This is a genomic window from Pseudoalteromonas sp. bablab_jr010 (genome assembly GCF_016464105.1).
Classification (GTDB): domain Bacteria; phylum Pseudomonadota; class Gammaproteobacteria; order Enterobacterales; family Alteromonadaceae; genus Pseudoalteromonas; species Pseudoalteromonas simplex.
The window spans coordinates 1-13,810 of record NZ_JACDWV010000204.1 but is presented as its reverse complement, the minus strand read 5'-3'; the positions used below and the strand labels follow the sequence as shown (position 1 = coordinate 13,810).

Annotated in this window: 13 protein-coding genes and 1 pseudogene; 3 read left to right on the top strand and 11 right to left on the bottom strand. The window is 41.5% G+C overall.

Going from position 1 to position 13,810, the window contains the following annotated elements; genetic code table 11:
• Nucleotides 1-200 precede the first annotated feature (200 nt).
• Together JIG37_RS22145 and JIG37_RS22140 are read right to left on the bottom strand one after the other, a co-directional pair.
• Nucleotides 201-1,478, bottom strand: a complete 1,278-nt coding sequence (locus JIG37_RS22145) for a HipA domain-containing protein (RefSeq protein WP_206769787.1) — start codon at nucleotides 1,476-1,478, stop codon at nucleotides 201-203.
• Nucleotides 1,479-1,480: 2 nt separating this feature from the next.
• The gene (locus JIG37_RS22140) at nucleotides 1,481-1,756 is read right to left on the bottom strand and encodes a helix-turn-helix domain-containing protein (RefSeq protein ID WP_199530303.1); all 276 of its coding nucleotides are present in this window, start codon (nucleotides 1,754-1,756) and stop codon (nucleotides 1,481-1,483) included.
• Nucleotides 1,757-1,986: 230 nt separating this feature from the next.
• On the opposite strand from JIG37_RS22140, the gene JIG37_RS22135 reads away from it, so the two are divergent.
• A complete protein-coding gene (locus JIG37_RS22135) occupies nucleotides 1,987-2,286 on the top strand; it encodes a hypothetical protein (protein WP_199530302.1) in 300 nt (99 codons plus the stop codon).
• A gap of 188 nt (nucleotides 2,287-2,474) precedes the next feature.
• Here JIG37_RS22135 and JIG37_RS22805 read toward each other — a convergent pair whose 3' ends face one another.
• From JIG37_RS22805 to JIG37_RS22105, 6 genes and pseudogenes are all read right to left on the bottom strand, one after another.
• Entirely contained in the window at nucleotides 2,475-2,639 is a 165-nt protein-coding gene (locus JIG37_RS22805; RefSeq protein WP_244664428.1) for a hypothetical protein, read from the bottom strand.
• A 383-nt stretch (nucleotides 2,640-3,022) separates the two neighbouring features.
• Nucleotides 3,023-4,219, bottom strand: coding sequence for a low temperature requirement protein A (locus JIG37_RS22125; RefSeq protein ID WP_138602608.1), 1,197 nt, complete (start codon nucleotides 4,217-4,219; stop codon nucleotides 3,023-3,025).
• Nucleotides 4,220-4,293: 74 nt separating this feature from the next.
• Nucleotides 4,294-4,621: pseudogene (locus JIG37_RS22120) on the bottom strand (DDE-type integrase/transposase/recombinase); the annotation flags it as partial.
• On the bottom strand, nucleotides 4,621-5,628 hold the full coding sequence (locus JIG37_RS22115) for a zinc-dependent alcohol dehydrogenase family protein (protein WP_199530301.1): 1,008 nt from the start codon (nucleotides 5,626-5,628) through the stop codon (nucleotides 4,621-4,623). The pseudogene JIG37_RS22120 and the gene JIG37_RS22115, both read right to left, overlap by 1 nt.
• A gap of 22 nt (nucleotides 5,629-5,650) precedes the next feature.
• A complete protein-coding gene (locus JIG37_RS22110) occupies nucleotides 5,651-6,658 on the bottom strand; it encodes a zinc-dependent alcohol dehydrogenase family protein (protein ID WP_199530300.1) in 1,008 nt (335 codons plus the stop codon).
• A gap of 74 nt (nucleotides 6,659-6,732) precedes the next feature.
• Nucleotides 6,733-7,491 carry an SDR family oxidoreductase gene (locus JIG37_RS22105; RefSeq protein ID WP_036973805.1) on the bottom strand — a complete coding sequence of 253 codons (759 nt, stop codon included), beginning with the start codon at nucleotides 7,489-7,491 and terminating at the stop codon, nucleotides 6,733-6,735.
• Nucleotides 7,492-7,650: 159 nt separating this feature from the next.
• Between JIG37_RS22105 and JIG37_RS22100 the strand changes: the two genes are divergently transcribed.
• On the top strand, nucleotides 7,651-8,544 hold the full coding sequence (locus JIG37_RS22100; RefSeq protein WP_036973804.1) for a LysR family transcriptional regulator: 894 nt from the start codon (nucleotides 7,651-7,653) through the stop codon (nucleotides 8,542-8,544).
• Between the two features lie 38 nt (nucleotides 8,545-8,582).
• Here the strand turns inward: JIG37_RS22100 and JIG37_RS22095 are convergent, their stop codons facing one another.
• The 3 genes from JIG37_RS22095 to traN form a co-directional block, all read right to left on the bottom strand.
• Nucleotides 8,583-8,861, bottom strand: coding sequence for a hypothetical protein (locus JIG37_RS22095; protein ID WP_055022218.1), 279 nt, complete (start codon nucleotides 8,859-8,861; stop codon nucleotides 8,583-8,585).
• A gap of 315 nt (nucleotides 8,862-9,176) precedes the next feature.
• Complete coding sequence (locus tag JIG37_RS22090; RefSeq protein WP_199530299.1) at nucleotides 9,177-10,127, bottom strand: hypothetical protein; 951 nt, start codon at nucleotides 10,125-10,127, stop codon at nucleotides 9,177-9,179.
• Nucleotides 10,128-10,197: 70 nt separating this feature from the next.
• Nucleotides 10,198-13,347, bottom strand: a complete 3,150-nt coding sequence (gene traN, locus JIG37_RS22085; protein ID WP_199530298.1) for a conjugal transfer protein TraN — start codon at nucleotides 13,345-13,347, stop codon at nucleotides 10,198-10,200.
• 159 nt (nucleotides 13,348-13,506) lie between these two features.
• Here traN and JIG37_RS22965 point away from each other — a divergent pair, with 159 nt between their 5' ends.
• Entirely contained in the window at nucleotides 13,507-13,650 is a 144-nt protein-coding gene (locus JIG37_RS22965) for a hypothetical protein (RefSeq protein WP_348535099.1), read from the top strand.
• Nucleotides 13,651-13,810: the final 160 nt, after the last annotated feature.

Below are 13,810 nucleotides of genomic sequence, written 5' to 3'. Positions count from 1 at the left end.
GACAATCTGGCGCAGATCTCATCGTAGAGCTGGGACTAATGTTAGTCTCTAATAGACTCTGAATACATTAGCGCAAACCATCTCCGTTATTTTTAGTTATTAACTTGCAAAACGGGGCGTACCATACATTTTGTCCAAAAACAATTTTGGGGCTCAAATGAGTTGGTTTCTCATACTTCAACTTACTTTAGTTGATGCAACTAGCTAATTCTTAACCTTTCCACCATTTCATTTAAAACTTTATATTGTATCTCCCTTAGCATACGTAACTCTACAGCGCGTGTAGGAGTAGTTGGCATTTCTAGGACTTCTTTGTAAAGAATCTCAAATACACCTTGAATGTTTTTAACCATGGAATCTAAGTAAGTTGCAGCTCCCTTGTCTGGCATGCCAATTTCATTTGCAAAAGCCAAAACATCATCTCGCCTTAATTCATCAAATGTTTCTTTTCCATTTATCGGTATTGATAATTTTTGCTCAAGTGGTTTAGTCCCTTCTTGCACATATATTATCGTAGACAATAAATCATAAAATGGTGTCAGCTGTGGATCCCCATCCCCATCCCCATAATAAAAGCTAATATTTTTTAGGTGTGCATCACCGTTTCCTATAAGAAAATTAAAAATAACCCAGCGATATAGCTTTATTGTATCTTGTGCCTTAGTCCGAACTTTGCCCAATATCTTCTTATAAATTTCAACAGTTGAAGCTGCATATTTAAAATCTTTACCAAAACTCAATAGTTGACACGCATCAATAATGTGTCGACGCTCTTGATTCGGGTATTTACCATACCGGTCAAATCTTTCAACTAAATAGATAGGCTCAGGTACATACAATAACTCCACTTTTGGTACATCTATACCCATCATTTTAGCAAGCCTCATAACAAACCACTCATTACAAGTCGTTTGCCAATAATCATCAGGCTCTGAATGATCTGGTTTCAATATATGAGTGGAAGGCGTACCTGCATTACCTTCAAAAAAATCAGAGCCTTTTTTTATAACTAGCATTTTATATTGTGCCCCAGCGAGTGACATCCTACTACCTTGTCTCTTATTCAATGGTGCTTTAGGGAGAGCTTTTATCCTCTCTGAAAGAGCAGATAATTCTAGAGGCTCAGCACTTGGATCTGGCAAGACACCCCCCTTAGGCAACATTATTAAGGCACCAGCGGACTCAATACCTGACACTTCTAGTAATGCAAATGAATCGTAGTAGTCAACTTGCGCATCTTTTGCTAATAATTTGCGCGCGTTTTCTTCGGGTAAAAGATTATCAAAAAAGCTCTGAACAGGACGTTTAGTACCTGTGTCTAACGTCATTTCATTTTGAATTGGTATATCCGGTGACAAGGAGAAGTTTTTATCTGAGTTAACCCACTCTTGTGAATATTCAAATGCCCAAAAACCATTCACATCCTTTAACTCACCCATTTTTTTTGTACTTACAAATACTGTGAGCGATCTATCCATTATCAAACTATCTCACTAATGCGTTTGATTAGCTTCTTTTGCGCTGAAGTATCTGATGGAGGCAGCGCGAAGTCTATTTTCATTTCAATACCAAGTGACTCCATCAAATCAAATAACCTGCTAACGGACAATGAACCACTCCCCTTTTCAAAGTCACCTACCGTATTGATACTATTACCCGAAAATTCTCCAATTGTTTTTTGGTCTAACCCTTGGCTTTTTCTAACAGCTGATATTAATTTACCTAATTGCTTTGCTGAACTAACAGATATTTCCATTTTGATCACCAAAATTCACAGATATTTATGAATAATAGAGGGATATAATCAACAGGGCAACAAATTCACAATACTTAGTGAAAAACCTAGAGTTGCAGTAAAAAAAGCAAAAATTCACAATATTTTGTGAAAATTTGAATTCATATAGATACTAAAGATTGACTAGATAGACTCACAAGGAATAGAATAATAGGTACAATTTAAGAAGGAACTTAAATAGGTTTTTATGTATGACCAAAATCAAAATTAATAAAATTAGAAGTTTATCCCATCTAATGGTTTTATTGCTTGTTACTTTTGCATTGATGCAAATTTCAACATCAGTAACAATATTTACCTCAATTCTTGTTTTAATCTATTTGGCGTTCATTCTTTCCTCAACAGTTAAAGCTTATTCCCAAGGAATTTATTTTAAAGCTTTCAATACAGAGAAGTTCTATTCAGCAGAAGAGATTAAAGAGGGTGCAATTCCATTTCTTCTATATTACTGGAACGACAAAAATAGCTCATTAAAGTCATTATTCAAATGAAGATAAAGTGATCTAATCCAGTAAAACTGGACACTACATTAAGCTACGTTTAATTGTTCAATATTTAAAGTGCCACCAGCGAAACGTACAATCCCTTCCTTTTTCTGAAGCTCGTTACATTGACCTCGGTATTCTATGAAATTATCCAGAAGTTCAAGCAAGTATAGCTTGAAGCCAGATTCGGTGACCTAATCAAAAATCTCATCTTCAAGAGTCCAAGATGTTCCGCTTAGGCGGTCTTCGTCATCTTCCGCACGAAACACTCCCTCACCCGACACCTTCACAATGTCAGGGTGTTGTTTTGAAAGCATAGCCAAGCGAGTAGATTCAAAGTTTGGATCGAAATTAGGCATTATTAATTTTCCTTTTATCATAAATTCGATATATGTCAGACTATCAGCTTTTCCTTTTGCAGCAGCCTCCTAAGTCTGAAAATAGTAAAAAAAATCAGAGCAAATTGCGCACAGGTTGAACAGTAAACATAAGAGGCACAAAGTGCCAAATTGATTACCTTAAGGCACATTACGTTCATTAAAGTAACCTGAATAGAACATTATTGGCTCAGTTATTTTAGAAGGGGCACGCCATGCGGGAGGACACACGGCTAACTGAGGACGAAGCGCCGACGGACAATCACTGATCACGAAAACAAAAAGGCCGGCTTAATGAGCATAAGAAGAGCGCATCAAATCCCTGACGGCTATCTGTCAAATTGCATGGGCATAGCCATGTTCCATCACAGCATTTTATCAGACCGGCGCGTATCTCTTACCGCTAGAAAAATCGGCACACCAATCTGCGAGAACAGCGCTAGGACCCAAAGCCCGTTGCTGACAATCGACGGTACGAGGGGATGAAAGGCTAGCACAACCAGCGCCATGACAATGCCGAACAGCCTCAGACCGGCGCTATGGTAGTTGTCGGCGGCATCAGCCACAGTTCGACGCAGCGCCCATAGCGAAGCTAAAAAAACCGCAAGGCCGACCGAGCCAAGCGCGGCGTAGCCGGGCGGATAAGGCTCCCACAGGCCGACGTAGACTTCTCCGGCCAGCGCAACGCCAATCGTCACCGCACTCCACAAAATCGCGATGTGAGCAAGCCAGTATCTCAGAAGCACGGCACTGGTGCGGCTCTTCGGTTTTGCATTGCCGGCGCAGTCGAAATAAGTCCAGGCCAGCGCGAAGAGGGACAAGCCGCCCATGGTCACATTGAACATCGTACCCGCGCTGACTTTGTAGACGCCCTTGTCGGCCAGCGTGACCACCAGCTTAAAGAAGCCTTCACCCAGCAAGATCAACATCAAAAGGCCGAAGCGCTCCGAGATGTGTCCGAGTTGAGGCACAAAGCGTTCGAAGCGGAGCGTGCCTACGCGCGGCAGCATGTACTGCAGCTGAATTGCTGCCACGCCGGCGGCAAACACCCAGTAGGCGACCGGTGTGGGCAAAAAAGCCGACAGTGCGAACACCCCGGCCAACACGAAAAAATTCCGCCCCTGTTCCTGCGCCAGCGTATTGCCCGCGTTGTCGGTACAGCGCGCCCGCCAGTAAAGATAGGCCGTCAGCGCCCGATTCAACGCATAGCCCAGCGCGAAATACGTCCAGCCTTCACCTCCCACGTCGGGAATTGCCGCCGCGATGGTCATCATCGTGACAATCTTAAGTGCCATCACCACTCGATGCGGCATGTCCGTGGAGATATACAGCGAATTATAGACCGAACTGTCTGCCCAGGCATAGAAAATCGCCAGGAACATTCCCGTAAACACCCAGAATCCTTGCCACCCCAGATGATGGGACAGGTAATTCCCCAGAATGAAAATTGTCACTACATGGACCAGATCGAAGAAAAGTTCCACCCAGTGCACGTGGTCGTGGGTTTCATCGACATCCATGTGATGGCGTGGTCGCCGCCAGAGAAGATCGTTAATTACCATACACTACCCCTTTGTCTTATTGTTCTGGCGGGGGTTCTCCCCCGTTTCTACGGACGGTTTAAAATGTTTGTAAACTACCTGTCTTGATTAGCTACTCTAAGTCGCATTCTTGGATTATGAAACCGCTCGATGTAAAAAAGTATATCGGCACAATGACCGACAGCACTCATGCTCCCCAATAAGTCGTTGCTTTTTTAAATACCGTTGATAATTGCCGCTGGTAAATTGCGTTCCACGATCCGAATGCAGTATTGCCTGTGTCGCTTCAGGACGTTGCCAGACAGCCATCTCCACCGCTCGCAGAACCATTTTTCTATCCTGTCGGTGATGTATTAACCAGCCTACAACGACATGGTTAAACAGATCCAGCACAACACACAGATAAAGTTTTCCTTCATCTGTTAATCAAGTACGACCACTATTTTACCAATCTGCTGATTTGACTCCAGATAGTGATGCGCTGCTACTATCTCTTCAAATTTAAAGCTTCGATCAATGACAGGCTTGAGTGTTCCTTCGGATAAACCCGAATGGATAAATTGCTTTGCTCTGCGAAAACGCTCGATGTCTTTTATAACTTCAGTAAACACATACCCCCTAACTGTCAGACTTTTACGAAGTGCTATTTTTAAGGGAAAAGGAGTTGTTTCGGGACTTAATGCTCCGTGTACTATTATTGTTCCTTCAGGGCTCATTGCTTCAGCAATTTCAGCTATCTGCGGCCCACCGACAGCATCAAATGCGATTTTTAAATTGTTTACTCCCAAGATGCTTCTCAAGCTATCCAGTAGCGGTTCTTCTTGGGTTGCAATCACATGGGCCGCGCCAGCCTTGAGCACAGCAGCCTTTTTAGCTCCTGTTAGAGTTGTAGCGATAGGGATACCTCCCAGAGAATTCACAATTTGAATCGCAGCCAATCCAACACTGCTCGATGCGGCGGTTATCAGTACTGCATCGCCTTTTTGCACGTTAGCAATTTCGACCAAAGCGCCATAAGCTGTCAGGTACTGCATCCAAGCTGCTGCGCCTTCAGCAAAGGTTAGCCCTGCTGGTTTGAGTGCCACATATTCACTTGGTACGACAATCTCTTCTGCGTAGCAGCCATTCTGAGAAAGCCCCATCTGAGGGACAATGCAAACCTCGTCCCCAAGGCGTAAATGATCTACCTCTTCCCCGATTTCAATGACTATCCCGGATGCTTCATAGCCGATTCGCGAAGGGAAGTCAGCCTTTTCTATATAGTTGCCTCGCCTAAACATGGCATCAGCACGATTGAGGCCAACAGCTTTGACCGCAATACGAACATCAGTGGCCTGCAAACTTGGACTCGCCAGCGAGTCAATAGTTAACACCTCGGGACCACCTAATTCATGGAAACGAACAGTTCGAATTAGTTTTCTTGGGCTCATATGCATCCTCAACAATGACTTTTTAAGCAATTACATCAATAACTACTTTACCCATGGATCCCAACTCTACGGCATTATGTGCATCCATTGCCGTGTCTAGGGAAAAGCGTAACGGATCGAGTAGTGGCTTAATTTGTCCAGCTTCAACAAGAGCCGTAATTTGCCGCAGAATGTCACCATGATGTTTGCGCCCCTCTCCGCTGAGCTGTGGGTGTAACACAAAAATCGCTGACAATGTTGCAGAGCGTAATGACGACGGTGCCAGGTTATGTGAGCTGAATGCAGCACAGCTTAAAATATGTCCATAATGTGCAATGATACCTAATGAGGCATCGAGTACAGAGCCACCGACAGTGTCGTAAACGATATCGAATCCTTTGCCTTGGGTGTATGCGTCCACGTACTCAGCAGGGCTTACAGTGTGATAATCAATCGGCGTGGCACCAAGCGCTTTGAGCAGTTCTTGTTTTCCAGTCGATGCAGTGGCATAAACGTCGGCACCTAAGGCCTTAGCAATTTGCACAGCTAAATGTCCAACTCCGCCAGCTCCACCTTGGATAAGGACTTTCTGGCCCGCTTTAACATTCGCCTTGTCAACCAAACCTTCCCAAGCGGTAAGTGCAACCAGAGGTAAAGCCGCAGCTTCACGCATGGACAAATTTTTCGGTTTGAGAGCAAGTAACTCAGCATCTACGTTGGCATATTCAGCCAATGATCCTTGCAATCCTCGCACTCCGCCAGTCAGACCATAAACTGCATCGCCTACTGCAAAGTCGCTGACGCCGTCGCCGATAGCAACAATTTCTCCAGCTAAATCGGTGCCAAGTACTGCGGGTAATTCCGGCATGGCATAAGGAGCGATACCTTGGCGGATCTTGTAATCAATAGGATTGACTCCACTTGCAAATATTTTTACTTGCACCTGACCTGCTGATGGAGAGAGAAAGTTAATCAGGGCATCCTGGAATACTGTACCCTCTTCATAGCTATCTAATACCAAAGCACGCATTTGTCTGTTTAACGCTGTCATCAATAACCCCACATACTGAATATTCAGCGGGTGGTTAAATCACCCGCTGGTTAATAGATCTTTTATTAAACGAATTAAAATTCTTGAACAGTTGGGCGCAGAACAATCTCGTTGATATCCACATCCGCAGGCTGCTCAATTGCGTATGCGATAGCACGAGCAACAGATTCAGATGGAATTTCATTTTGCTGATAAAAATCTTTTACAAAGGCTGCACCCTGAGTATCTGAACTTCCATGTTTTAATTCAGATTCGACTGCACCTGGTGAAATGATTGTTGAACGAATTTTACCCCCAACTTCATGGCGTAAGCCTTCGGCAATAGCGCGAACAGCGAATTTGGTTCCGCTATAAACCGTGCCGCCGGGACTGAATACTTTGACACCCGCTACGGATGAAATATTGATAAAGTGGCCTGTTCCCTGAGCCTGAAAAATCGGAAGTGCTGCGGCTACTCCATACAGCAGACCTTTAACGTTGATGTCAATCATGCGATCCCATTCGTCAACTCGAGTCTCAGCTAACGGTGCAATCGCCATTAACCCTGCATTATTGATAACCACATCAACTTTACCGAAGCGCTCTTGTGCAAGATTTACAAGGGCCTTCACTTCGTCCTGGCTAGTCACATCTGTCGCTTGAACGGCAACTTTTCCGCCTGCTGAGCGAATGTCAGCAGCAATAGCTTCAAGCTTCTCGATACGGCGGGCACCTAATACTACTGACGCACCAAGACTAGCCAGATATCTTGCTGTTGTTTCGCCTAAACCGCTGCTACCACCGGTGATAACAACGACTTTACTGCTGATATTGTTTGCTAAAACACTGCTCATAGTTAATATCCTCAAATCAGTTGAATGAATGACTCTGTCTAAATAATAAACAAATTATTACTTACCTTCAGAAATTAATAAATGGAAAAGTTTTAATTTCACAATTCCTAAAAATGGAATAGTATTAATGTATTCATATCAAAACTGAATGTGACTGTGATGCTTAACAGATTAGAAATGCTCCGGATATTTTGTACTGCTGCTGAGTCTCGCAGCTTTAAAGAAGCGGCTAACCGTCTGGGAATTTCTCCTCAGGCAGTGACACGAGCAGTGAAGGAGTTAGAGCAATTACAAGGGGAGCTTTTATTTCATCGAAATACTCGACACATACAAGTGACTATAGTTGGAGAAAAATTTGCTTTGATAGCAAAAGAACGCCTGCGCGCTGTAGATGAATTGTTTCAAACAAGCGCCCCTAACTCGGGTAATGAATTACAAGGGCGGGTTCGTATCGCAGCGCCTGTTGGTTTTGGTCATAAATGCTTAATGCCAGTATTACTGGAACTCTCAACAATACATCCTCAATTGGATATAGACCTGACACTCAGTGACGAGCGCGTGGATGTCGTTGACGAAAAAATAGATATCGGGATTCGTATCGGCTTCATGAGGGATAGTCGATTTATTGCCCGCCAGCTCACCAAAATTAATATGTATGTCGTGGCTTCGCCTGACTTAATAAATAGAGTGGGAAAGCCTGCGTCTATTGAAGATCTAAACCACTTGCCGGCTACAGGGTTAGTAGATCGCAATACGGGAAAGCTTTGGCCATGGGTTTTTTCCATGGACAGACAGTGGACCCCATCCATAACACGTTTTCGAAGTGCCGACACCGAAGCTGAATTAATGGCTATACAAAATGGACTGGGGTTTGCTCAAATTCCTGACTTTTTGGTCCAAGACTTATTACGCCAAGAGAAACTTGTGAGAGTGTTAGAAGAAGTCGAGCCGGTGCCTTGGGATTTATATATTTATCGCCCTCAACGTGGTCCAGTACCACAACGTATTCGATTGGTTTTTGATCACTTGGTGTCAAGATTGAGTGACCGCTAATGGCACATAAGTAATATTCATAAAGTGCGAATACTACATTAGCTCACTTGACTGCAAAAACTGTAACCAATGTCTTCAGGATGATACAAGCGAACTATTACACCGCTTAGGTTTTCTGGGTCGTAAAACACATCATCCAACCAAAGGTGCAAAGCAAACGTAATGCGATTCACCCATGGCAAAATTTTAATGTGCGACTGGCTTATAACGTAATCAAGTAAGGGATCAAATACACCATATTCGCTAAGCAACACTGGTACTTCAATCAATAAACCTGAATTATCTGTTTTAACTTGCGCAAGAACTTTGACTAACATGGTAACTAAACCAATTCGTGCGGGTGAGTTTTAGTAGATTAATATAAGAAGTGCTATTGATCTAATGAACTGAGATCTAGTTTTTTACTTTATCTAAGATAGGAATTAGTACAGATTAGTATAGTTTTGAATACTATAAATAAATCTTATACTTCAAACAACAACTCAGAAAAATAAATTTACCTAAGGATAAGAAATGAAAAAACCGGCCTAAAAAGGCTGGCTATTTCGCCCAGACCAGTGTTCGTAATACCAAACGTGGAGCATTGGACAGTGATATATTAATAAACCTACTAAATTCAAAAGTAAGTAAATTTACAACTTAGTATCAAGCGGTAATTCAGTGAAGCTCATGTCTTTTAAGTGATAATCGTATAAGTATTTACCTTTGTCTTTAGGGTTTTTGTGATACTTTTCGTTGTATTCACTTTTGTTTTCTTTTTCCCATTCCTCAAAAAATACGTATCGCAGTTCGCTAATATCCACACCATCATCAAAACTTTGCCCAGTAATAAATTTATGTACTTTACCTTTGTGAATAACTAAATGAGAACCTGCATATATTCCCCAGCTGTAATCCCAATTACCTGACCCTAATTTCCTTGGATGATACAAGTAAACATCATCCCCAATGTAATCGCTCATTAAATACAATGAAACAAAATTTCCATTTGCTTCAAAGATTACATATGCAGATTTACTTTCTTGATCATATGAAGAAACTTTTCCAAGTCCAAGGTATTGACCGCAGCGATTTATAACAAGAGTCAAATTTTCACATTGATTTTTATTTTTATAGGTTATAATCCGCTGAGTATTTGTTGTCTTTTCAGACTCTATTTCAAGCCCTTTCATAAAAGCAATCTCATCAAGCTTTTGTGAAGCTCTAGCAATAATACCTTTAGGATTTTCAATTGTTGATTGGTCGACATTATCAACTTTAACAATAAATTGAGCGCTATTAACTAATGGCTCGTTTTCAATAATGCTATCATTAATAGCTGTACTGGCTGCTCCAGCAAAATCTAACATTAACAACTGACCTATAGCCATTGCACTCGAACCTGGTACTTTACGAGTCCCTGCATCACCGTCAGCACTGTCCATAAACTTATTACTGCCAGCTAAGCGCATTGTTGTTTTTGCAAATGAGTCATCCTCATTTGCTTGAAAGCTATCAAACACAATTGGCTCTTTTGTTGATGAACAAGCTGATAAAGTTAATGCCATAACTGAAGCTAAGGCTATTTTAGTTATATTTTTCATAGATTTCCTCGTTTGTCCCGAAAGTGTCTCTATCGTACTTTATTATTTATATCACGCAACTTTATAATCATTAATCATCATTATGAAAATAGCATGCCAATGGTCTCGGCACATATGAACAATCAATATCATCTGCATTTATGATACTTCTTGTTTCAATAGCTCTCTCAGCCAGTTCAGCGTCAACAGTTCTTTGTGTTGTTCTATCAACAGCGTTTTCTCGACCTTCATTATTAAGCATTCGACCAGAACCAGTCAGCTTATCAAGGTCTTGATCAAAATCAGCAATACCAGACTCGATCATTATGTTAATCCATTCGCTTAAATCAATTTTATTCCAGTCCAAGTTAGACAGTTGTTCAGGGGTTAATCCCGGGCAATTTCTTATTTTTGAGCCATCAACTTCTTCTGCTGTATATTCTTCTAGGTCATGGCCAAGCATTGGTGATGCTTGTTCCATTATTATTCGAGATAGGATGGAGTCATAACAGCAGTAATCTTGGCGGCGAAGATAGCAAACACCCAAAGCATCTTCAGCACAGTATTTCTTTCCTGCGGGAATGCATTGTTTCGTAGCAAGCCTAACTCCCATATCCATTTCATACTCGTGGCAAGCAGTGAGCAAATTTAAAGCTAGTTTAATATATTGATACACCATGTATGCTGCATATACATAACCAATTACCGCTACAGCTTGACTTGCCCCTTCTGATAGCACCACTGTTGATGCCCCATTCTTAACAGTCTCTGTCATTAATGCCTGAGCTAACTCCTCTGGAATCGAATCATAAACATATTTCATAACCGCTTGTTGTAGTTTTTCCATAGCCTGTTTAGAGAAAATATCCATTGCGGCCCCAGATGCATCAACCACCTCCCCTACTGCATTACCTGCCGCAGTACTTGCCGCATCAGTAAATACTGTAGACACTGAAGACCAAGCGCTTGAAACAGCTTCACCAGCAGTTGTAGCTGCATTAGCAATAGGTTCTCTCAGACTCTGATAGCCGCCTACTACAGCATTACTGGTTCCATCTAGTCCAGCTACAAATGCATCTGCTTGTAGCATGCCATAAGCAGCTTGTGCATATTCATAAATATCAACACCATCAGGAGCCTCACAACAGTCATTACCTAAACCACTTGGCTCCCAAGAGCAAAATTTGCCTTCACCTTTAAAAATAGTGCACGTTGATGGGTCTGTAGGATCTTCACAGTTCATCCCATCTTCCATATGTTGTATTACTGTAGCCATAGCAAGAACATCTGCGAATTGATCATTAACTTCACTATTTGATGTTTCACAATTCCCTCCAACACAAGGCAATGTAGCCGCACAGGTATTCTGTGTTACGGAGCTTGTTACAGTCGAAACAACCTCCTCATCACATTGATACTCAATTGTGTAAGCGAAGCAAATATCATCGGCGTCATCTCGCTCCCAAAGCCACCCTTCAGCACATGTTCTCTCAATTTCTTGACATTGCGTATCAGTTTGGTAGGTAGTGCAGTGGTTTGGTTGAGATTCTATCTCATCCCAGGAATAACATTGGAATTCATCCCCTATCCCTGCTGCTTTTTCTTCCTCAGTGCCTCTCCGAGTTACAATACAGTAATCTTCACCTTTAGTAGGATCACAATTGTATCCATCAAGGTTAACTCTCCAAGTTTTATTTCCTGTATCACCATTATAAAAAGGAGGGACTGTTTCTAATATTTCTGGGGGTAATCCAACGCTACCAACTTCGATATTTGTATAGCTATCAAATTTACAAAAACCTTCAAACCGGCTTTCAGTACCACCACTAATTGTGTCACTAAACCCTGCTAAGCCATTGCTTTCCTTAAGCTCACTTTCAATCGCATCATAGCAACCAGCTGGATACTGCTTGTTTTCCCCTACTTCACCAGTAAACCTGTATCTTACTTGAGCGTTCAAGATCCATTTTGTATCACCACCATCATCAGTTTTATCTTCAACTTGGAAAATACCTTTTAAACCATTTGCACATGTTGGCGCTTGCAACTCTCGAATCCAAGTACTTTCATCAATACTTCCATCTAGTGTGGTGTTAGGCCAAGCACCAAGGCTTACCCTATTAATATTAGTATTATTAACTGTGCAGAAATCTTCAAAACTTGGACCTTCAAATTTCAGCTCTGTTGCAATTGAATCGGTTGGGGCTATTGTCTTAGCAGTTTGCTTCTTTAGGTCAAATTCTACTGTTAAAAACTGCTTACCCTTACCCGCCATTTGCACTATTACGTCATAAGCAACTGGTGTAGCTCTTTCAACTTCGCAATATAAGCTATTGCTTGCAAGGGGTTGCATACATAAATGATTTGTTGATTGTGTTGATGTAAATTCACGTGTTATGTCAACTGACTCATCTGTACATGACGATAACCATGATCCGGTACCGTCAAGGGCATCATTAACTTCATTAAATCCGTAATTGAAAATACTGCTTCTGGGGTTTATTTCTGGGAGTTTATTGTCATTCTGAATTGATTGAATTGTTTGGTATACAGTTGCATCACTAGCAGTGTCAGTTTTCAAACTGTTTATTTTAGTGGTTCCTGAAGCATAAAACTCTGTCTCATTACCATAGTGACTGTCTGCCTCAAATGTTGTTTGAGAGTGATTTAGCTCTGAGCTAGTGTACTCGTTTTGATTAGAAACATGCTCAGTAACTTTTGATTCATCAATAGTCCCAACATAATTACCACTATCATCTTTTGTAAGCGAAACTCCTCCATTACTATAATTTGTAATTAAACCTCCACTAGCATTAGTCGATGGAACAACAGCTGACTTTGACATGTCTCTCGCAACATTTACGCTATCTTCAATCTGCTGCTGTGCATTGTCTCCATAATTACCATAAGCAGACAAATCAACTGTTCTAGATGTCTGTGGGGTTAGGTAGTATTTTTGAATTATCTCATTTTCTCGATTTGGATTTATGACTGTTTGATGTGGGTATTTTAATAACGTTTGATTTAAACGTTGATCATCGGAGCGGTTATTTGTTGGATCATCAGTTTTGTATTTTTGCTGAATTTGGTCAAACCGTTCCTGTGCAGCAATAGCTGTTTCAAATGGAGTGGCAATCGATAGTAACCCAGCCCATACCCCAATTACTGATACAGCAATGGTTTGACCAACCATGCTTGCAATGATTGTATATCCGGTTAATTTTTTCTTAAAACACTTCATTAAACATAGAGCCATGACTATTGATTTGAAGATATTTTAAAATCTATATTTCCATCTAAATCCTAATTTTCATTAGATTTTTAATTAAAATTTGCTCAATTAAAGCCACCTGATAGAGTAAAAAGGCTCAGAGGTGCCTTTGCTCCATTATCATTTGATATACATGCCATGATCTATAGTGAGGATGCCCCTACACTAGAAAAAGAACTTCACAGAAGATTTGAGAGAGCAAGTAAACAAAGTAAATCCCAGAAAAGAGTTTGTGAACTACTCGCGCCTAAAGGCATCGAGCTTCCAAGATAATAGCCTAAGCTACTAACCTTTCTTTTTTGACGCTTCGTTGGACACCGCTAGTCGAGCTTTTGACTCGGCTAGTCTTACGATTGCCTCCACGTCCACTATCTGCCTGAGTTATTAGAACTCCATCGCCAGACAACACCGTTCCAGTGTCTAATATTAGGTT